The organism is Streptomyces sp. NBC_00075, assembly GCF_045041225.1.
Taxonomy (GTDB): domain Bacteria; phylum Actinomycetota; class Actinomycetes; order Streptomycetales; family Streptomycetaceae; genus Streptomyces; species Streptomyces adonidis.
Map to the genome: position 1 here is coordinate 232151 of NZ_CP108243.1, position 16908 is coordinate 249058.

The window sequence follows — 16908 nt, forward strand, 5'->3', positions numbered from 1 at the left end:
GTTTGATCAGGCGTCCCGCCTGCGCAAGGTCACGGCCGCCAGCCCGAGCAGCGCCGCCGTGTAACCCGCGACGAGCAGCAGGGACGGCCAGGGGCCGAGGCTGCGGACCGTCTCCGGGGTCGCGTCCGAGGTCTGGGTGAGTTTCTGAAGGGCGGCCGTCGGTGAGAGACCCGCGACCCAGCGCTGGGCATCGCCGAAGAGCGGCCCGAGGAGGGACGGCAGGAGCAGCAGGCCGATCACGGCGGTGACGGCACCCGCCGAGTGGCGTACGAGGGTGCCGACCGCCAGGCCGAGCAGCGCGGCCACCGCGAAACAGGCGGCGACGCCGAACAGGGCGGGCAGCGGCTCCCCTTGGGCGTACGTCCCGTCTTCGAGCATCGCGTCGCCGACGAGGTAGGCGAGGGTGCAGGAGGCCAGCGCCAGGGCATACGTCAGCCCCGCGAGCAGCGCCGCCTTCGCGGCCAGTACGGTGGCGCGGCGCGGGGTGGCGGCGAAGGTGGTGCGGATGCTGCCGCTGCCGTACTCGCCGGTGATCAGCAGTGCGCCGACGACCGCGGCGAGCATCTGGGCGGTGACCGACAGAGTCAGTCCGGCGCCGAGCACCGTGTCGTCCGGCCGCAGGCTCCCCGTCGCCGCGACGAACACCGCGCCGAGCACGGGGACGACGGCGGTCGCGAAGCTCGTCCACACCAGGGAGCGCACGCTGCGGAACTTGATCCACTCGTGCGCGAACGCCTGCGGAAGACCGGCTCGTGTCTGCATGGAGATGGTCATCGGGCGGCCTCCTGCGGTGTCCGGTACTCGGTCGAGTCGTGTGAGAGGGCCGTGTAGACCTCCTCCAAGGAGGAGTGCGCGGGGGTGAGTTCGTGTACGGCGATGCCGTGATCGCGGGCCAGGTCGCCGATGGCGGCTGCGTCGAGGCCGTCCACGCGCCAGCCGCCCCGGGCGTCGAGCCGTACGGTCGCGCCCGTGGCCTCCATCAGCTCCCGGAGCCGCTCCGGTTGCGGGGAGCGAACGAGCACATGGGCACGGGAGTCGGCCTCGATGAACTCCCGCACACTCGTGTCGGCCAGCAGTCGGCCCCGGCCGATCACGATCAGGTGGTCGGCGGTCAGCTCCATCTCGCTCATCAGATGGCTGGAGAGGAAGACCGTACGGCCCTGCCCGGCAAGGGACTTCAGCAGCGTACGGATCCAGCGGACGCCCTCCGTGTCCAGGCCGTTGACCGGCTCGTCGAGGATCAGCACCTCCGGGTCGCCGAGCAGCGCGGCGGCGATACCGAGCCGCTGGCTCATCCCGAGCGAGAAGCCCTTCACCCGCCGCCCGGCCACCTCGGTCAGACCGGTCAGGTCCAGGACCTCGGCGACCCGGCGGCGCGGGATGCGGTTGCTCGCCGCCAGCCCGGTCAGATGCTGGTGAGCCGTACGCCCGCCGTGCACACCCTTGGCGTCCAGCAGCGCGCCGACCGTACGCAGGGGCGCGGGCAGTTCGGCGTACCGCCGGCCCGCCACGGTGACGGAGCCCGCGGTGGACGCGTCGAGGCCGAGGACGAGGCGCATGGTGGAGGATTTTCCGGCGCCGTTCGGGCCGAGGAAGCCGGTCACCCGGCCGGGCCGGACGGTGAACGTCAGTCGGTCGACGGCGGTCCGGTCGCCGTAACGTTTCGTGAGGTCGCGTGCTTCGATCATGCCGACGACGATAGGAAGCCGGGACGATCCGGACATCCGCCGCCGGGAGTCGGCCGCTACTCCTACGGGAGTAGCCGTCGCGGGACCTGGTCCCACAACGCCGAGAAGCCGGCCGCGCTCACCCGCTCAGCCTTCCCCCGGCCTGACCAGACCCGTCTCGTACGCCAGCACCACCAGCTGCGCCCGGTCCCGTGCCCGGAGTTTGGTCATCGCGCGGCTGACATGGGTCTTCGCCGTCAGCGGGCTCATCAGCAGCTCCCGGCCGATCTCCTCGTTGCTCAGCCCGGCCGCGACGAGCGCCATCACCTCGCGCTCACGTTCGGTGAGCACCGCCAGCCGCTCGGCGCCCGCCGCCTCGGGGCCCTTGAGCCGGGCGAACTCCTCCACCACCGAGCGGGTCACGGCCGGGGCGAGGAGGCTCTGCCCGGCCGCGACGGTACGAATCGCCGCCCGCAGTGCGTCCGGCTCGATGTCCTTCAGCAGGAACCCGGCCGCCCCGTACCGCAGCGCCTCGAAGACATAGCCGTCGACCTGATACGTGGTGAGTACGACCACGCGTACGCCGTCGAGGTCGGGGTCGGCGGCGATGCGGCGCGTGGCCTCGATTCCGTCGACGCCGGGCATGCGGATGTCCATCAGGACGACGTCCGGCCGGGTCAGCCGCACCGCTTCCACGGCCTGTCGCCCGTCGGCCGCCTCCGCGACGACCACCAGGTCGTCGGTCAGGTCCAGCAGAGCGCGGAACCCCGCCCGTACGACGGTCTGGTCGTCCACCAGCACCACACGCACCGTCACGATCGCTCCCCTCCGTCGCGGGCCGGCAGTTCGGCCCGCACCCGGAACCCGCCGCCGGGCAGCGGCCCGCAGTCGATCGTGCCACCGGCCGCCGCCGCCCGCTCGCGCATCCCCACCAGCCCGAAGCCACCCGCGCTCGGCGACGGCGACGGCCGACCGTCGTCGACGACCTCCACCGTCAGCCGACCGTCTCCCCGGACGACTGACACCGTCGCGTGCCGACCACCGGAGTGCTTGACCACGTTCGTCAGCGCCTCCTGCACGATCCGGTACGCCGCCAGTCCCACCACCGACGACGCCCCGTCCGGCGCTCCCTCCCGCCGGAGGGCGATCTCCACAGCGCCGCCGGCGAACCGGTCGACCAACTCGTCCAGCTGCTCAAGCCCCGGCGCGGGTTCCACCGGATCCCCCTCCGGCGCCCGCAACACGGTGACGGTGGCCCGCAGCTCCCGTACCGCCTCCTTGCCCGCCACCCGCACCTGCCGCATCGCCGCCCGGGCCACCTCCGGCTTCACATCGAAGGCGTCCAGCGCCACGCCCGCCTGCACGGTCATCGCGGTGACGGTGTGCGCGACGACGTCGTGCAGCTCGCGGGCGATCCGCACCCGTTCCTCGCCGACCCGGCGCGCCGCCTCCCGCTCCCGGTCCGCCTCGGCGCGGGAGGCCCGGGCGGCGTACTCGTCGAGCAACTGCTGCCGCATGCGCACCACTTCACCCAGCAGCAGGGGCACCAGCGGCCACAGCATCTCCAGTACCGGCAGCCCCTGAGGGTTCACCACGTCGTGGCCCACCCACAGAGCGACCGCACCCGAGGTGAGCGAGGCGATCAGCCCGGTCCGCACGGTGCGACGCCGGTCGCCCAGCACCGCGACCGAGTACAGCGCCACGATCACCGGCAGGTTCAGCAACTCCCCGATGTGCCCGTACAACGCCCACCCGGCACACGCCGCCCCCGTCACCACCGCGACCACCACGGGCCACCGCCGCCGCCACACCAGGGCAATGAGTGAGACCGCCAGCAGCAACCAGGTGAACCGGTCCGCCTGCCGGTACTCGGGGTCGTTCGACCACGCGTCTAGCCCGGTGAACCAAGCGACCACGGCCACCACGAGCAGATCCACGGCCCTGGGCGAGAGGTTCCGCGGCCAGGCGGGCAGACGATCGAAGGGCGTCACGTGTACACGGTACGAGCGGAGATGCCTGGGCGCGTACGACAGCGGGAGTAGGCGCGTGCGAGCCGTCGGACCGTGGGTCCGTGTTAGCAACGGGAGCTGAGCGAGCAACTGCGCATCGACCACGGTGTGATGGTGGGCTGCATCGACGGCCTGGAGCACTCGGGGCTCGTCCACCGCGAGCGGCACCCCAAGAACCGCCGGGCCGACGCGATCACGCTGACTCCGGACGGTCTGGTGGCGCTGGCGAAGATCCTCGACGTGAAGTGAGCCGGGCCGGCCCAGGAGCGGGCGCCCGCAGCGCGCGGGCCGTCCCGTACGGGACGGCTCCGGCCGACTCCCTCGCCGGGCGTCCTCGTGCGACGCGGCCTCGGACCGGCACCAGCCAGGGCGGGGCTCCCCTGCCCTCAGGACTCGTCGCCGACGGTGTTGTCTTCCGGAAGCCTGCGGGCCGGGCCTCCTCGCGGAAGGCCCGCCCTGCTGAGGAGGGGCGAACAGTGCTACGCGCGCAGTCGCTTGATCAACGTCTCGGCGGCGGTGAGGAGCTCGTCCTTTGTGGTCGTTGTCTGCTGGAAGTCGATCAGTACCTCGTCGGCGCCCGCCCCGACCGTGCTGAGGAGGTAGTCGGCGATCTGGTCGATCGTTCCCGTGTTCGGGACGAGTTCCGCCGGGGCCTCGTCCTGAGTCAATCGAGGGTTGACGCGTAGGACCATGCGCAGTGCGGACGCGTCTCGTCCGGCCGCGTCCGCGGCGAGCCGGATGGTGTTCCACATCGCCGTCAGCGCGGGCAGGGGCAGTCCCACCGCGAGCCAGCCGTCCGCGCGGCGGCCGATCCGTTCGAGGGCGCTGGGTGAGAACCCGCCGAGCAGAACCGGCGGACGGGGACGCTGCACGGGCTTGGGTTCGACGGCCGAGGGCGGGATCGTCCACCGTTCGCCGTCGTGCCGTACGGTCTCGCGGGTCCAGATCGTCTCCGCGACGTCCAGCCACTCCTCGAGACGGGCCCCGCGTCCCTCCCACGGCACACCGGCTGCCCGGTACTCGTCCCGCAGCCAGCCGATGCCCAGGCCGACGTCCAGCCGACCGTGGCTGACGACGTCGAGGGAGGTGAGTGTGCGGGTGAGCAGGACAGGGGTGTGCCAGAGGGCGTTGAGCGTGCTGGTGCCGAGCCGTACGCGCGTCGTCACGCCCGCGGCCAGGGTCAGGACGGTGAGCGGGTCCAGGAAGGTGCGGTACTGCTCCGGCATCGTGCCGTCGCCGCCCGGATAGGGGTCGCTGGGTTCGTGCGGCGCGAGGATGCGGTCCGCGGCCCACAGGCTGTCGAAGCCCATGCTCTCCGCGGCGCGAGCCACCTCGACGATCGCCTCTGGCGTGGCGAACGTGCCGTACTGGGGCACGGCCAGACCTATCCGCATCTGGGACATCTGGGGAGACTCCTTCGCATGGCAACGGCCCGACGGGCCTGCGGGCGGCCCACGCTAGGCCGCTCTTGTGCACGAGGAGTGCGTGAAAAGTGGGCGCGGACGGTCTCCAGGTACGAGGTTCCGGGCGTCGCCGTCGGGGTCAGCCGTGGGATCGGCGCCGTCGGGCTCGCTCGCTCCGTACGAGGCGACATGCATGACTCGCGATGTACGCCCCGCCGGTCGCGGTGCGCGCTGCGACGCCCCCGCCAAGCCGATCGAGGCGGCTCGGGGCCGGGCGGGTCCAGCCCGACGTGGCGTTGGGCTTGATCCGCTTTGACGGACATCCGAGATCAGGGGTTCTGCCCCGGGAGGATGTCCATCATGGAGAGCATGGGGAAGAAGAAGCCACGCCCTCGCCGCTCGTTCACGCCGGAGTTCAAGGCCGAGATCGTCGAGCTGTGCCGGCGCGGTGACCGCTCGGTCGGTCAGATCGCCAAGGACTTCGATCTGACCGAGACGGCAGTGCGGCTGTGGGTCAGCCAGGCCGAAGTCGACGCAGGCGAACGCGACGGACTGACCAGCAGCGAACGCGAGGAACTGGCCGCGCTGCGGCGGGAGAACCGCCGGCTGCGCGAGGACGTCGAGGTCCTCAAGCGGGCGACAGCTTTCTTCGCGAAGGAGACCCGGTGACGGTGCACCCGTTCATCGAGGCGGAAAAGCATGGCGGTCACAGCGTCAAGCGTGCGTGTGAACTGCTGCAGGTCTCCCGAACCGCCTTCTACGCCCGCCGCACCGCCAAGCCCGGGCCGCGGGCGGTCCGTGACACCGAGCTGACCGAGAAGATCGCCGAAGTCCACGAGCGGTCCCGTGGAACCTACGGGGTCCCGCGGGTCCATGCCGCCCTGCAACGACAGGGCGAGGACTGCGGACGGCGCCGCGTCGCCCGACTGATGCGCGACGCCGGGCTGCAGGGCCGCCACCGCAGACGACGGCGGCTGACGACGATCCCCGACCCGCGGGCCGCCGCCCGGCCCGACCTCGTCGTCCGCAACTTCGCTCCCGACCCGGACGGCCTCGACACCCGCTGGTGCGGTGACATCACCTACGTTGCCACCGATGAGGGCTGGCTCTATCTGGCCACCGTCATCGACATTGCCTCCCGCCGCGTGGTCGGCTGGTCCACTGCCGACCACCTGCGGACCGAACTGGTCGCCGACGCTCTCCAATCCGCCTGCCGCGAGCGTCGCCCCGCGCGGCCGGTGATCTTTCACTCGGATCGCGGCTGTCAGTACACCAGTCAGCAATTCGCCTCGCTGGCAGGAGAGTTCAGCGTCCGCCTGTCGGTCGGCCGCACCGGGCAGTGCTGGGACAACGCGCTCGCCGAGTCCTTCTTCGCCACCATCAAACGGGAGTTGCTCGACACGAGCTCCTGGCCCAGCCGGGCCGCCGCCCGCACCGCGATCTTCGACTTCATCGAGGGCTGGTACAACTTGCACCGACTGCACAGCAGCCTCGGCTACCGCAGTCCCGCCGAATACGAGACCGCACTCGCAGCCTGACCACCACACCAATGGTGTCCGTCAAAGCGGAACAAGCTCACGTGTACCGTCGGCAGCTCGCACTCGTACGGGCTCAGCACCTCGTACGGCAATGACGCGCTCCTCGGTCCACGCCTCGTCGAAGTCGGCGTCCGGCCCCAGGTTCGTCGCGCCGGATGTCGGCGCCCTCGATCAGCCCGCCGAGTAGGAGCCGGTCGCGGCTCTGCTGGGCGCGCAGGCTGGGCAGCGTCAGCAGCCGCAGCCCTCTCCCACTCCACCTCATCGGCATGCTCCTCCTTCGCGCTCCACCGGGAGGTCCGGTCCGGAGGTGCCCAGGCCCGGGATCCGTCGGCCGACGAGCAGATAGATGACCACGCCGGCCAGGGCGAAGCAGCCGACACCGGGGAACATGGTGGTGCCGTCGTAGGCCGCGAGCAGCAGGCCGCCGGTGAACGGGCCGACGAAGACGCCGAGTTGGGCGAAGGCCTGCGCGCCGAAGTAGGCGCCACGGCGTGCTTCCGGCGCGATCCGGTCGATGATGGCGAACTCCGCCGGATAGATGAGGATCTCGCCGAGCGAGAAACACCACCATCGCGACGACGAAGTGCCAGATCTCCGTCCTTGCGCAGGAACACAGCCAGGAAGGGGACGGTGACCGAGTTGGCGAGGCTCATGCTTCTCGATCTCGTACGGAGCGTCGTGCGCGGGTGAGGAACTGTTGCAGGGTTCGGCCGTACGCCAACCGGGCACGGCCGTCAGGCTGCCGGGCGGCGGCGGGGCGTCACTCGTGCCCGTGCTCCCCCGAGCCGCTCTCCTGGGCGGTGTCGCCGCCGAGGTCCGCCTGGACGGTGAAGTTCGCGGTCCGGACCTTGCCCTCGTGCTTGAAGTCGAGGAAGAGGCGGTAGCCGTGGGCGCTGGGCGCGGTGGCGGTGAAGGAGACGGTCGGACCGGGCTTCGTCCTGGGGTAGCCGGCCTCGCTGTTGGGGTGGACGTGGAGGTAGGCCAGGTCGCCGGCGCGCAGGGCGACCAGGTGCCCGTAGGCGCCGAGGTAGGGCTGCAGGTCGGTCACCGGCCTGCCGTCCTTGCTCACCTCGAAGGTCAGCTCCCGTGCGGAGCCGGCGTCGAGGTCCCCGCGCAGGGTGACCGTGTAGCCGTCGACCTTGCTGGTGGGCACCTGCTGGGGCAGCGGCTGCGGCTGGTAGCTCCCCGCGACCGCCAGGTCGGTGCCCAGGGTGAGGCTTTCGCCGTCCCCGGCGGCCGGGGCGAAGTCCGCGAAGAGGCGGTAGTCGCCGGCCGTCGGCAGATTCACGGAGACGTGCCACGTGCCGTCGGTGGACCGCGTGGGGTGCAGGTGACGGTAGACGGTCAGGTCGCGGGAGGCCAGGATCAGGTGGAGTTCCTTCTCCTGTTCCACCGTGTAGTCGGTGACCGGTCGCCCCTTCGCGTCCAGGACGGCGAACCGTATCCCGGTGGCGCGCCCGCGCTCGATCCGCGGGGTCTTCAGGTCGATCGAGTAGCCGTGGGCCGAGACCTGCAACCCCTCGGGGACTTCCACGGCATCGTCCGCGCCGCCGCCCTCCGCCGTCTCGACCTCAACGGCGGCATGCGTACCCGCTTCGGTGCCCGAGTCGTCGGATCCGGCCAGGCTGCCCACACCGTAGGCCGCGCCGAACACAAGGGCCAGTGCTGCGACGAAGCCGGTGATCTTCGGCCAGGTCTTCATAAGAGTCTCCCTGGAAGGGCCGACAGCAGGAACGTCATACGACGAAACATATACCCCCATGGGGTATCTTGCAATGGATGTGAACATACACCCAGGGGGTATATCTTCTACCCCCTGGGGGTATGCCAGCAAGATCGCGACATACCCGACGGTCTGAGACCTTCCGGGACCGGCGGCCCCCCGGCTCCGCGTTTCCTCCCCGCCAGGACGCGCCGCTCCCGCTGACGCGGCTGCCGGCCGTCCCGGCCAACCCCAGGGGGTGTACGACCGGGGGCCGGCCGGCCGCTGGTCACCATCCGATACCGCTCATCAGATGCATGGCTGAACACGGCGAAACGCATGACTCTCCCTCCGCTTGGTGGCTGTCCTCGGAGAACAGCCGCCAGGTGGCATCGGAGCATCCTTCCCCGATGAGTTGCCGTACACGGCTTGCGTCGCTGACGGCCCGCTTACACCACAGGAGCGGTAAGCGCGGGGCATGCCCCAGCGGCACAAGGTGGCACCTCTGCTCTGCCACCCCACGAATCGGCAGCAGTCCATGGCAGCGGCACCGGCCGGACGGGATGGAGCGGAGTGGTCGACAGAACTGTCCGGTTGGGCCGTCGACCTGTTGATCGCTGCGGTGACCGCGCCGGTGGAGGCGCGGGCGCGGTGTTCCCGTTGCCCTGGCAACTGAGCGTGCTCGGCGTACCCAGCCGGGCGGTCACCCCCACCAACCTGCTGTTCAACGTCGTGGCCAGGCCAGGCACACCGCCCAGCCGACGGAGCCCTCGCCCCGCGACCGGTCCTCACAGCGCATGACCATGGCTGTACGCGGCACCAAGGTAGGCGGCGCGATCGCGGAAATCGCCGTCTCAGCCAGGGCAGTCCGTACGTCCTTCGTCGAAAGCGGGCCATACCGCATCCGGCCGAAGGGGCGTCATACCGGTCACAACCGAGGGTGGGGCAAGCGGCGCTGGGCCCCTTGCCCCACCCTCTGGATGGACTCCTGTCAGATCACCGCCGTCTGAGACTCAGGAGCCTCGCGGGTCAGGCGGCCGGTCCTGTTCAGTCCGTAAAGGGACGCGGCGCAGGCCAGTCCCAGGACGAGCAGCGCCAGCCAGGGCAGTGCGGCCATGCCCGCCGACCGCGCGGCGTCGAGGGCCGCCCCGGTGAGCAGGTTGCCCAAGGTGATGCCGACACCGCAGATGGTGTTGTAGAGGCCGTAGTGCGTGGCCACGAGGCGGTCGCCCGACAGGCGGACGATCGTGTCCATCTCGAAGGGGTACGCGATCATCGTGCCCAGCGCCAGCAGCAGCGCGGCCAGCGTCGGTGGGACGGCGGCGAGCAGCCGGCGCCCCAGCCCCTCGTCCGGTATGGGCACGGCCGTTGCCACGAGCAGCGGTACGAACGCCACGCCCATGCTCAACAGCCCCCAGGCCAGGGCCTGTCCGGGCTCCAGCCTCGCCTTGCACCACGCGGTCACCCGGGTCTGGCCGAAGATCGTAGCCAGGCCCGAAGCCGCGAAGAGCACCGCGACGGCCGCGGTTCCGAACTCGCCGTCGCCGCCCAGGCGTCGCACCTCCAGCGGCAACGCCAGGTAGACCTGGAAGGAGAGCACGTACGAGCCGATCATGGCCGTGGAGAACAGCAGGAAGGCGCGGTTGCGCAGGATCCCGCGCCACTGGGCCAGCACCCGCTCGCGCCCGTCGGCTTTCGCGTCCGCCGCGTCGTCCGCCCGCCTCGTGGGCAGCGAGCGGATCTGTACGACGCTCAGCAGCGCGAAGACCGCCGCCGAGACGAGGCAGGTGACTCGGAAGTCGAAGCCGGTCAGCAGCATCCCCACCAGCGGGCCCAGCAGTATGCCCGCCTGATAGAAGACGTTGAAGAGGGCGAACGCCTCGACGCGGCGCTCCCCCGCGTCAGCGGCGAGATAGGCACGTACGGCCGGGTTGAACAACGCCCCCGCGAAACCGGTGGCCGCCGAGGCGGCGAGCAGCGCGGGAACCGAGTCGACCAGGCCGAGCGTGGCGAAGCCCACCGTGCGCAGCACGCATCCGGCGACTATCAGCGGCTTGTAGCCGAGCCGGTCGGCAAGGGTGCCGCCGATGAGGAACATGCCCTGCTGGCTGAAGTTCCGTACGCCCAGGATGAGTCCGACCAGCCAGCCGGCCAGGCCGAGGGAGCCGGACAGGTGGGCGGCCAGGTACGGCATCAGCATGTAGAAGCCGAGGTTGATGGTGAACTGGTTCACCATGAGCAGTTGGACGCTCCGCTCGTAGGAGCGGACCTGCGTGAGCATCGTCCTCACCGCGCCGCACCGCCTTCGGCACCGGCTGTCCCGGCCATCGGGGAGAGGGGGTCGCTGACCCTCGTGCAGCGGGTCCAGCGGGTGACCTCCTTGTCGTCGGGACGGCCGACGACCTCGGGTTCGGGCGCGGGAGTAACGCCCAACAGCCCGTGCCTGGCGCAGTATTCGTCGTCGTAGACGGTCTCCAGGTACCGCTGGGGCCCGTCAGGGAAGATCGCCACGATCCGGGTGCCGACGGGGGCCGTACGGGCGAGCCAGCCGGCCACCAGCGCGACCGCGCCGACGCTCCAGCCGCCCGTGGCGTAGTGCGAGGAGGCCAACTTCCTGCACGCCCAGACCGATTCGCCCGGTGCCACCCAGTGCACCTCGCTGAAGTTCTCGTAGGCGACGTTGCGCGGGTGGATGCTGGAGCCGAGGCCGCGCATCAGACGGGGCCGGGCGGGCTGGCCGAAGATGGTCGAGCCGACGGTGTCCACGCCGACCAGTCGCATCCCGGGGTACAGCTGGCGCAGGACGCGCGAGATGCCGGCCGAGTGACCGCCTGTCCCGACACTGCAGACCAGGATGTCGATGTGGCCGACCTGCGAGGCGAGTTCGAGGGCCAGCGGGGTGTAGGCCGAGACGTTGTCCGGGTTGCCGTACTGGTCGGGGCACCAGGCGTCGGGGCTCCGCGTCAGCAGTTCGGCGACCCGGTCTCGGCGGGCCTGCTGCCAGCCGCCCGTGGGGTGCGGCTCCGCGACCATGTCGACGGTGGCGCCGTAGGCCGTGAGCAGACGGTTCATCGACGGTTCGAGGCCCGGGTCGGTGACCAGGGTGACGGGGTGCCCGTGGACCATTCCGGCCAGGGCCAGGCCGAGGCCGAGAGTGCCGCTGGTCGACTCGATGATCGGACATCCCGGGCGCAGGTCGCCGCGGGCGCGGGCCCGTTCGACCATGTGCAGGGCGGGACGGTCCTTGATGCCGCCGGGGTTGAAGCCCTCCAGCTTGGCCCAGAAGCCCCGGTCGGGCGGGGACAAGGGCTGGGACACGCGCAGGACAGGGGTGTTGCCGACCAGCCCGGGGAGGGTGGAGGCGGCGGGGGTGAAGTCACTCGTGGTCAGAGAGTGCATCTCTTTCGCTCTCGTTCGATGCGGACGCGTGCGGATGCTCGTCTCGCGCGCCGGCGGATGCGAGGCGCGCGGCGGGTCCGGCCGGGGCCGACCTGCCAGGGCGACGCCTATACGCGCCACTGGCAGAGGACGATGAGAGCGGACCGGCCACCGCTCGGCGGGAGTCTTCGCGCGGCGCCCCGGGGATCGTGCGAGAGGCGGTCCGCCGCATCCGTCGGCGACGCCGCGCCGACGGTCGCGGGCGATGAGACACGAGCCGAGGACTTCGAGAACGCGGCTGCCTCGGAAGGGGCGTCGTGACAACGGTCGGGAGTCCCCGATGCGTCGAGGCTTTCGCCCTCGGAGTCGTCCGGGGGCGGCGGGGCTTCACTCGACGCGGCGGCCGAGTGACCGTACGGCTGCTCCGACGTATGGAGCTGATCGCTGAGGCACGTCAGCACCGCGAGCAGCAGGGCGTACAGCACACCCCAGACGAATCGGTTCCTCCGAAGCGAACACGCCGTATGGGCATGGATGCGGACGGTGGCAGGCGTGGGGGGCACAAGTCCTCCGTGCGGCCCTGCCCCGGCCGGAAGCATCACGGCAGGGACAGAGATCAGTGGGATGGCGGAAACGGTCGTCGTCCATCCCCGCACCGCGCCGAAGAACGCCAGGCGGAGGAGGTCAGACGCCAGGAAGGCGCGCTGACCTAGATACGCAGAACCGCGGAGTCCGCCGCATGCGCTGTCGGGGCTACGAGGTCCCGGGCCGCGGCGTGACGAGCGTCCACCAGACGGGGCAGGCCGTTGTCATCGCTCTCCGAACTCAGCGAAGACAGGCAGGGCACGCCCACACCGGGCCCCTGCGGAGACTGCCCCAGCGCACACTCCCCGCCGGCATGGTGCTGCCCGCGACCGTCGTGATGGTCCCCCGACGGATCGTCGGACGCCGCGCTCACGGGCACCGCCGACGTGGCGATCGCAACCTTTTCGCGGTCCGCGATGGGCTCGAAACGAACGCCGGACACCACAGCGCCTTCGTCGGAAGCGACATGACGCACCGTGGCATCGGGGCTGACAGCGTGCGTATACAGCAGACCGAAGAGGAACAGGCCCAAGCCCAGCACGCGCCACAGAACCGCTGTCGAGCGGCTCCGCTGCGCACCGGAGGGCGACCAGGCCGTAATCACGCCGTGATCCTAACCCGCCTCGGAAGCCCCTTGCGTTGCGAAGGACAGGAACACTGCGTGAACAAGCCAAGTGCGCCTGAATCTGCCACCCCCGTGAGACCAACCACAGGGACGGGAAAGGAACTTCGCCAACTGCAAACAGTCGGTACGACGCCTCGCGGCGAAGACGCGACCGGTGGGCCGCCGGGGTGAGTCCCCGGCGGCCCACCGTCTCATGGAGCTGCGTCAGCTCTTGCCGACCATCTTGTCCATCTGCTCGATCTCGGCGGTCTGGGCCGTGACGACGGCGTCCGCGAGCTTCGTCGCGGGGCCGTACCTGCCGTCGGCCTTCTCCGCCTCGGCCATCTCGACGGCGCCCTCGTGGTGCTGGACCATCATGTCGAGGAACATCTCGTCGAACTCGGCGCCGGATGCCTTCGCCAGCTTGTCCATGTCCCCGCTGCTCATCATTCCGGGCATGCCGGAGGACACGTCGTGGCCCGCCATGCCGGACATGTCGGCGGGAACCTCCTCGCCCCATGCGGTGAGCCAGCCGGACATCGTCCTGATCTCCGGGTCCTGCGCCCCCTTGATCTTCGTGGCGAGGTCCTTGACCTCCTGCAACGAGGCACGGTCGGCGGCCAGTTCGGCCATCTCGACGGCCTGGCGGTGGTGCTGGATCATCTCCGTGGCGAAGTCGACGTCGGCGTCATTGTGTTCGCCGGCCTGGTCCGAGGCGGACGCGGGTGCGGACGGGCTGGAGTCGGAACCCATGGATCCCATGTCGTGCCCTCCGGCGCCACAGGCGGTGAGCACGAGGGCGGCCACTCCGGCGGTGGCGGCCAGGGCGGTACGGCGGATGAGTTTGCGGTGTGCGGTCATGGTGGAACTCCTGGGATCGGATCTGCGAAGGGCGTGCCGATACGCGGCGCCGCGCCCTCATGGGCATGCGGCGTCACGCGGATCGCTCTAGATCCGCAGGAGTTGGAGTTCGGAGAGTGAAGGCGGCGCCCGGCCGCCGTCGGGGCCGCTGCCGCCCGGAGAAGTGACCACGAGCGGCACTCCGTCGCGGGCCACCGGATCGGGCAGCAGTACGGGCACCACACCGGGTGCCCCGCTCACCGACGCGGAGGCACAGGTCGGATCCGCATGCGCCGCGTGGCCCTGGCAGTCGCCGCGGTGATCGCACTCGGCGGGCTCGGACACCGTGGCCCCCGTGTCCATGCCCGCGGACGCCACCGTCCGGTCGTGCCCGCGAACAGCCGCGGCCTCCGGTACCGGTCCGAGACCGTGCATACCGAGCAGGCCCAGCAGCAGAGCGCCCACGAGCAGCCCACAGGACCGCAGTATCGATTGCGGTCCAGGGGCGAGCTGTACGCGGCGCGTCACGGCGCCATCGTAGGCACAGGACGATTGATCCCCCGCTTCCAGGACGTACCCGAGGCGGACCACGCACCGACCGAGCGGGCGCGTCCGCCACCGGGGAAGTCCGACAGACCCAGCCGTCTACTATGGATCTGCGTATTCACTCGCGCATTCGGTGGCGAAAGGAAGTCAGGTCCATGCGACGGCTGGGGGACCTCGAGGCGGAGATCATGGACCGCCTCTGGACATGGAACCGTCCGGCCACGGTGCGGGAGGTCGTCGACGACATCAACAAGACCCGCCCCGTCGCGTACACAACAGTGATGACCGTCACCAACATCCTGTACACCAAGGGCTGGCTGCTGCGCGGCAAGCAGGGGCGCGCCTGGCTGTACACGCCGGTCCGCAGCCGCGAGGCGTACGCCGCCGCGCTCATGGAGGACGGCCTGGGGGAGAGCAAGGACCGTCCGGCCGCGCTGGTCCACTTCGTCGAGCGCATGTCCGAGGAAGAGGTGGCCGCCCTGCGCAGGGCCCTGCGGAACGTCGGACGACAGGCGAAGTCGTGAACGCGGCCCCCGTCCTGGCCGGCTACACGGTCGCGGTGGGCTTCGTCGCTCCGCAGCTGATGCTCCGCAGCAGTTGGCCGTACCGGGCTCCGGCCCTGGCGGCGGCGGTGTGGCACGCACTCACGCTCTCGTTCTCGATCGGCGTGGCGCTCTTCGCGTACAACCTCGCCATGCCGACCGAGCACCTGCACGCCGGTCTCGTCGGCCTGCTGCACTCCTGCGGGCTCGATGTCGGTGCGGGCACGCCCGACCCCGGCACGGCGGACCGGCTGGCTGTCGGCGTGCCCGCCGCCGTCGGGACCGCCTTGTCGGCCGGATTCGTCTTCCACGTCGTGCGGGCCCGGCGGGCGCGCGCACAGCACCGGGAGGCCCTCGACCTGGTGGGCCGCCACTCGGCACGCCTGTGTGCCACCGTCCTGCCGTACGACATCCCCGCCGCGTACTGCCTGCCCGGCCGCCACCCCCGGATCGTGATCAGCGACGCCACCGTGCGTCAGCTCACACCGGATCAGCTCGGCGCCGTGCTGGAGCACGAGCAGGCGCACATCGCGGGCCGCCATCACCTGGTCCTGGCTGCCGTGGAAGCCTTCCACTCGGTGTTCCGCCGGCTCCCGCTCGCCCGCCATGCCCGAGAGCAGACGGCACTGCTGCTGGAGATGATCGCGGACGACCGTGCCCTGCGCAGTCACTCCGACGAGGTGCTGGCCACCGCGATGTACGAGATGGCCGCGGCCCGCACCCCCAAGGGCGCCTTCGCCGCGGGCGGCCACACCGTCCTCATCCGCGTGAAGCGGGTTCTCGGTCCACGCGCGGCGCCCCATCCGGCCCTGTGGAGTTCTGTCGCAGCCGTGGCCCTCGCGGTTCCGCTGCTGCCGCTGCTGGTCGCCTGCCCGCCCGGGCTCGGCTGACCGATTCACGTGAAACGCATGTGACTCGGACTCGCTTGCGATTCCCACTACGAAGCTACTAAGTTCTAACGCGCTTGACGGGTCGGCGCACTGGGCGTCGGTACGACGGCCGCCGCAGTCCGTCGCCTGGTACACCAACCGCGCAGAGGAGTCACCCCACGATGGGAACCCACCGTCGGCCGAAGCCGCCCAGCCGTGCCCGGATAGCCACCCTCGGCATGGCCGCCGGCGCCGTCAGCCTCCTGCCGACACAGAGCCAGGCGGCCCCCCAGCCCACGGTGGACGAGGTGCGCAAGCAGGTCGAGGAGCTCTACGAGGAGGCCGAGGCTCCCACGGAGGAGTTCAACGCCGTCAGCGCGGAGCAGGAGAAGCTGCGGCGCGAGGTGGACGGCGCGCGGGACCGGCTGGCCCGCAAGCAGCAGGAGGTCAACGAACTGCGGGAGCAGATCGGCCCGTTGGCGGCCGCACAGTACCGCAGCGGCGGCATCGACCCGAGTGTGCAGCTGTTCCTGTCCGGCGACCCGGACGAGTACCTCGACCAGGCCGAGATACTCGACCGTACGAGCAGCCGCCAGGCCGACGCCCTACGCGCGATGCAGGTCAAGCAGCGCGAGCTGACGCAGGAACGCGCGGACGCCCAGCAGCGCATGAAGGCCCTGGAGGAGACGCGTGCCAGGGCCGCCGAGAAGAAGGACGAGGTCCAGGGCAAGCTCGCCAGGGCGCGCAAGCTCCTGAACAGTCTGACCGCCCAGCAGCGCGCCAGGATGGAGGCCGCCCAGGAGCGCGACGACGCCGCCGCGGGCGCCAGCGACTCCCCCGCCTCCTACAACGGCCCCGCCAGCGGTCGCGCCAAGACAGCCATCGACTTCGCGTACGCCCAGCTCGGCAAACCGTACGAGTGGGGTTCGACCGGCCCCGACTCCTACGACTGCTCAGGACTCGTGGGAGCGGCCTGGCGCACGGCGGGGGTCTCCCTGCCCCGCACCGTCAAGGAGTTGTACGACGCGGGCCGCAAGGTGTCCAGGTCGGACCTACAGCCGGGCGACATCATCTACTGGTACAACGACAACCAGCACAACGGCATGTACGTCGGCGACGGCAAGGCCATCCACGCGCCGCGCACCGGCAAGAACATCGAGATCGTCCCGCTGGACTCCATGCCGTTCTTCGCCGCGTCCCGGCCCTGAGCACCAGCACCCGTACC

18 protein-coding genes and 1 pseudogene are annotated in these 16908 nt (G+C 70.8%); 7 read left to right on the top strand and 12 right to left on the bottom strand.

The window, feature by feature from the left end:
• Window positions 1-6: 6 nt before the first annotated feature.
• The 4 genes from OG787_RS01060 to OG787_RS01075 form a co-directional block, all read right to left on the bottom strand.
• Window positions 7-774, bottom strand: a complete 768-nt coding sequence (locus OG787_RS01060) for an ABC transporter permease subunit (protein ID WP_405533994.1) — start codon at window positions 772-774, stop codon at window positions 7-9.
• On the bottom strand, window positions 771-1688 hold the full coding sequence (locus OG787_RS01065; RefSeq protein WP_405533995.1) for an ABC transporter ATP-binding protein: 918 nt from the start codon (window positions 1686-1688) through the stop codon (window positions 771-773). Before OG787_RS01065 ends, OG787_RS01060 begins: the two co-directional genes overlap by 4 nt.
• A 126-nt stretch (window positions 1689-1814) precedes the next feature.
• Entirely contained in the window at window positions 1815-2483 is a 669-nt protein-coding gene (locus OG787_RS01070; protein ID WP_369033381.1) for a response regulator, read from the bottom strand.
• Window positions 2480-3658, bottom strand: coding sequence for a sensor histidine kinase (locus tag OG787_RS01075; protein WP_405533996.1), 1179 nt, complete (start codon window positions 3656-3658; stop codon window positions 2480-2482). Before OG787_RS01075 ends, OG787_RS01070 begins: the two co-directional genes overlap by 4 nt.
• A 96-nt stretch (window positions 3659-3754) precedes the next feature.
• Here OG787_RS01075 and OG787_RS01080 point away from each other — a divergent pair, with 96 nt between their 5' ends.
• On the top strand, window positions 3755-3925 hold the full coding sequence (locus OG787_RS01080; RefSeq protein ID WP_405540376.1) for a MarR family transcriptional regulator: 171 nt from the start codon (window positions 3755-3757) through the stop codon (window positions 3923-3925).
• Between the two features lie 230 nt (window positions 3926-4155).
• On the opposite strand, the gene OG787_RS01085 is transcribed toward OG787_RS01080, so the two are convergent.
• Entirely contained in the window at window positions 4156-5070 is a 915-nt protein-coding gene (locus OG787_RS01085; protein ID WP_405540377.1) for a TIGR03619 family F420-dependent LLM class oxidoreductase, read from the bottom strand.
• A gap of 369 nt (window positions 5071-5439) precedes the next feature.
• Here OG787_RS01085 and OG787_RS01090 point away from each other — a divergent pair, with 369 nt between their 5' ends.
• Together OG787_RS01090 and OG787_RS01095 are read left to right on the top strand one after the other, a co-directional pair.
• The gene (locus OG787_RS01090) at window positions 5440-5748 is read left to right on the top strand and encodes an IS3 family transposase (protein WP_037724813.1); all 309 of its coding nucleotides are present in this window, start codon (window positions 5440-5442) and stop codon (window positions 5746-5748) included.
• Window positions 5745-6617 (top strand): IS3 family transposase, encoded by an 873-nt coding sequence (locus tag OG787_RS01095; RefSeq protein WP_369034875.1) that lies wholly within the window; start codon window positions 5745-5747, stop codon window positions 6615-6617. The genes OG787_RS01090 and OG787_RS01095 overlap by 4 nt, the downstream gene beginning before the upstream one ends.
• A 258-nt stretch (window positions 6618-6875) precedes the next feature.
• Here the strand turns inward: OG787_RS01095 and OG787_RS01100 are convergent, their stop codons facing one another.
• Window positions 6876-7346: a hypothetical protein gene (locus OG787_RS01100; RefSeq protein WP_405533997.1), complete on the bottom strand. Its 471-nt coding sequence runs from the start codon at window positions 7344-7346 to the stop codon at window positions 6876-6878.
• 31 nt (window positions 7347-7377) lie between these two features.
• A complete protein-coding gene (locus OG787_RS01105) occupies window positions 7378-8319 on the bottom strand; it encodes a hypothetical protein (RefSeq protein WP_405533998.1) in 942 nt (313 codons plus the stop codon).
• Window positions 8320-8857: 538 nt separating this feature from the next.
• On the opposite strand from OG787_RS01105, the pseudogene OG787_RS01110 reads away from it, so the two are divergent.
• Window positions 8858-9066: pseudogene (locus tag OG787_RS01110) on the top strand (sulfite exporter TauE/SafE family protein); the annotation flags it as partial.
• Window positions 9067-9310: 244 nt separating this feature from the next.
• Here the strand turns inward: OG787_RS01110 and OG787_RS01115 are convergent.
• The 5 genes from OG787_RS01115 to OG787_RS01135 all read right to left on the bottom strand — a co-directional run bounded on the left by OG787_RS01115 (window position 9311) and on the right by OG787_RS01135 (window position 14254).
• Window positions 9311-10600: an MFS transporter gene (locus OG787_RS01115; RefSeq protein WP_405533999.1), complete on the bottom strand. Its 1290-nt coding sequence runs from the start codon at window positions 10598-10600 to the stop codon at window positions 9311-9313.
• A 5-nt stretch (window positions 10601-10605) separates the two neighbouring features.
• The gene (locus OG787_RS01120) at window positions 10606-11718 is read right to left on the bottom strand and encodes a PLP-dependent cysteine synthase family protein (protein ID WP_405534000.1); all 1113 of its coding nucleotides are present in this window, start codon (window positions 11716-11718) and stop codon (window positions 10606-10608) included.
• A gap of 688 nt (window positions 11719-12406) precedes the next feature.
• The gene (locus OG787_RS01125) at window positions 12407-12886 is read right to left on the bottom strand and encodes a hypothetical protein (protein ID WP_405534001.1); all 480 of its coding nucleotides are present in this window, start codon (window positions 12884-12886) and stop codon (window positions 12407-12409) included.
• A 225-nt stretch (window positions 12887-13111) separates the two neighbouring features.
• On the bottom strand, window positions 13112-13747 hold the full coding sequence (locus OG787_RS01130) for a DUF305 domain-containing protein (protein ID WP_405534002.1): 636 nt from the start codon (window positions 13745-13747) through the stop codon (window positions 13112-13114).
• Between the two features lie 87 nt (window positions 13748-13834).
• Window positions 13835-14254 (bottom strand): DUF6153 family protein, encoded by a 420-nt coding sequence (locus OG787_RS01135; protein WP_405534003.1) that lies wholly within the window; start codon window positions 14252-14254, stop codon window positions 13835-13837.
• A gap of 173 nt (window positions 14255-14427) precedes the next feature.
• Between OG787_RS01135 and OG787_RS01140 the strand changes: the two genes are divergently transcribed.
• From OG787_RS01140 to OG787_RS01150, 3 genes are all read left to right on the top strand, one after another.
• Window positions 14428-14796 carry a BlaI/MecI/CopY family transcriptional regulator gene (locus OG787_RS01140; RefSeq protein ID WP_369033370.1) on the top strand — a complete coding sequence of 123 codons (369 nt, stop codon included), beginning with the start codon at window positions 14428-14430 and terminating at the stop codon, window positions 14794-14796.
• Window positions 14793-15704 carry a M56 family metallopeptidase gene (locus OG787_RS01145; RefSeq protein WP_405534004.1) on the top strand — a complete coding sequence of 304 codons (912 nt, stop codon included), beginning with the start codon at window positions 14793-14795 and terminating at the stop codon, window positions 15702-15704. The genes OG787_RS01140 and OG787_RS01145 overlap by 4 nt, the downstream gene beginning before the upstream one ends.
• 161 nt (window positions 15705-15865) lie before the next feature.
• The gene (locus OG787_RS01150) at window positions 15866-16891 is read left to right on the top strand and encodes an NlpC/P60 family protein (RefSeq protein ID WP_405534005.1); all 1026 of its coding nucleotides are present in this window, start codon (window positions 15866-15868) and stop codon (window positions 16889-16891) included.
• The last annotated feature ends 17 nt before the right edge of the window (window positions 16892-16908 follow it).

Excerpts from the sequence above, each read along its gene's own strand:
- OG787_RS01085 (WP_405540377.1), bottom strand. The coding sequence starts at position 5,070 with ATGCGGATAGGTCTGGCCGTGCCCCAGTACGGCACGTTCGCCACGCCA.
- OG787_RS01115 (WP_405533999.1), bottom strand. The coding sequence starts at position 10,600 with ATGCTCACGCAGGTCCGCTCCTACGAGCGGAGCGTCCAACTGCTCATG.
- OG787_RS01105 (WP_405533998.1), bottom strand. The coding sequence starts at position 8,319 with ATGAAGACCTGGCCGAAGATCACCGGCTTCGTCGCAGCACTGGCCCTT.
- OG787_RS01150 (WP_405534005.1), top strand. The coding sequence starts at position 15,866 with ATGGGAACCCACCGTCGGCCGAAGCCGCCCAGCCGTGCCCGGATAGCC.
- OG787_RS01065 (WP_405533995.1), bottom strand. The coding sequence starts at position 1,688 with ATGATCGAAGCACGCGACCTCACGAAACGTTACGGCGACCGGACCGCC.
- OG787_RS01130 (WP_405534002.1), bottom strand. The coding sequence starts at position 13,747 with ATGACCGCACACCGCAAACTCATCCGCCGTACCGCCCTGGCCGCCACC.
- OG787_RS01120 (WP_405534000.1), bottom strand. The coding sequence starts at position 11,718 with ATGCACTCTCTGACCACGAGTGACTTCACCCCCGCCGCCTCCACCCTC.
- OG787_RS01090 (WP_037724813.1), top strand. The coding sequence starts at position 5,440 with ATGGAGAGCATGGGGAAGAAGAAGCCACGCCCTCGCCGCTCGTTCACG.
- OG787_RS01060 (WP_405533994.1), bottom strand. The coding sequence starts at position 774 with ATGACCATCTCCATGCAGACACGAGCCGGTCTTCCGCAGGCGTTCGCG.
- OG787_RS01140 (WP_369033370.1), top strand. The coding sequence starts at position 14,428 with ATGCGACGGCTGGGGGACCTCGAGGCGGAGATCATGGACCGCCTCTGG.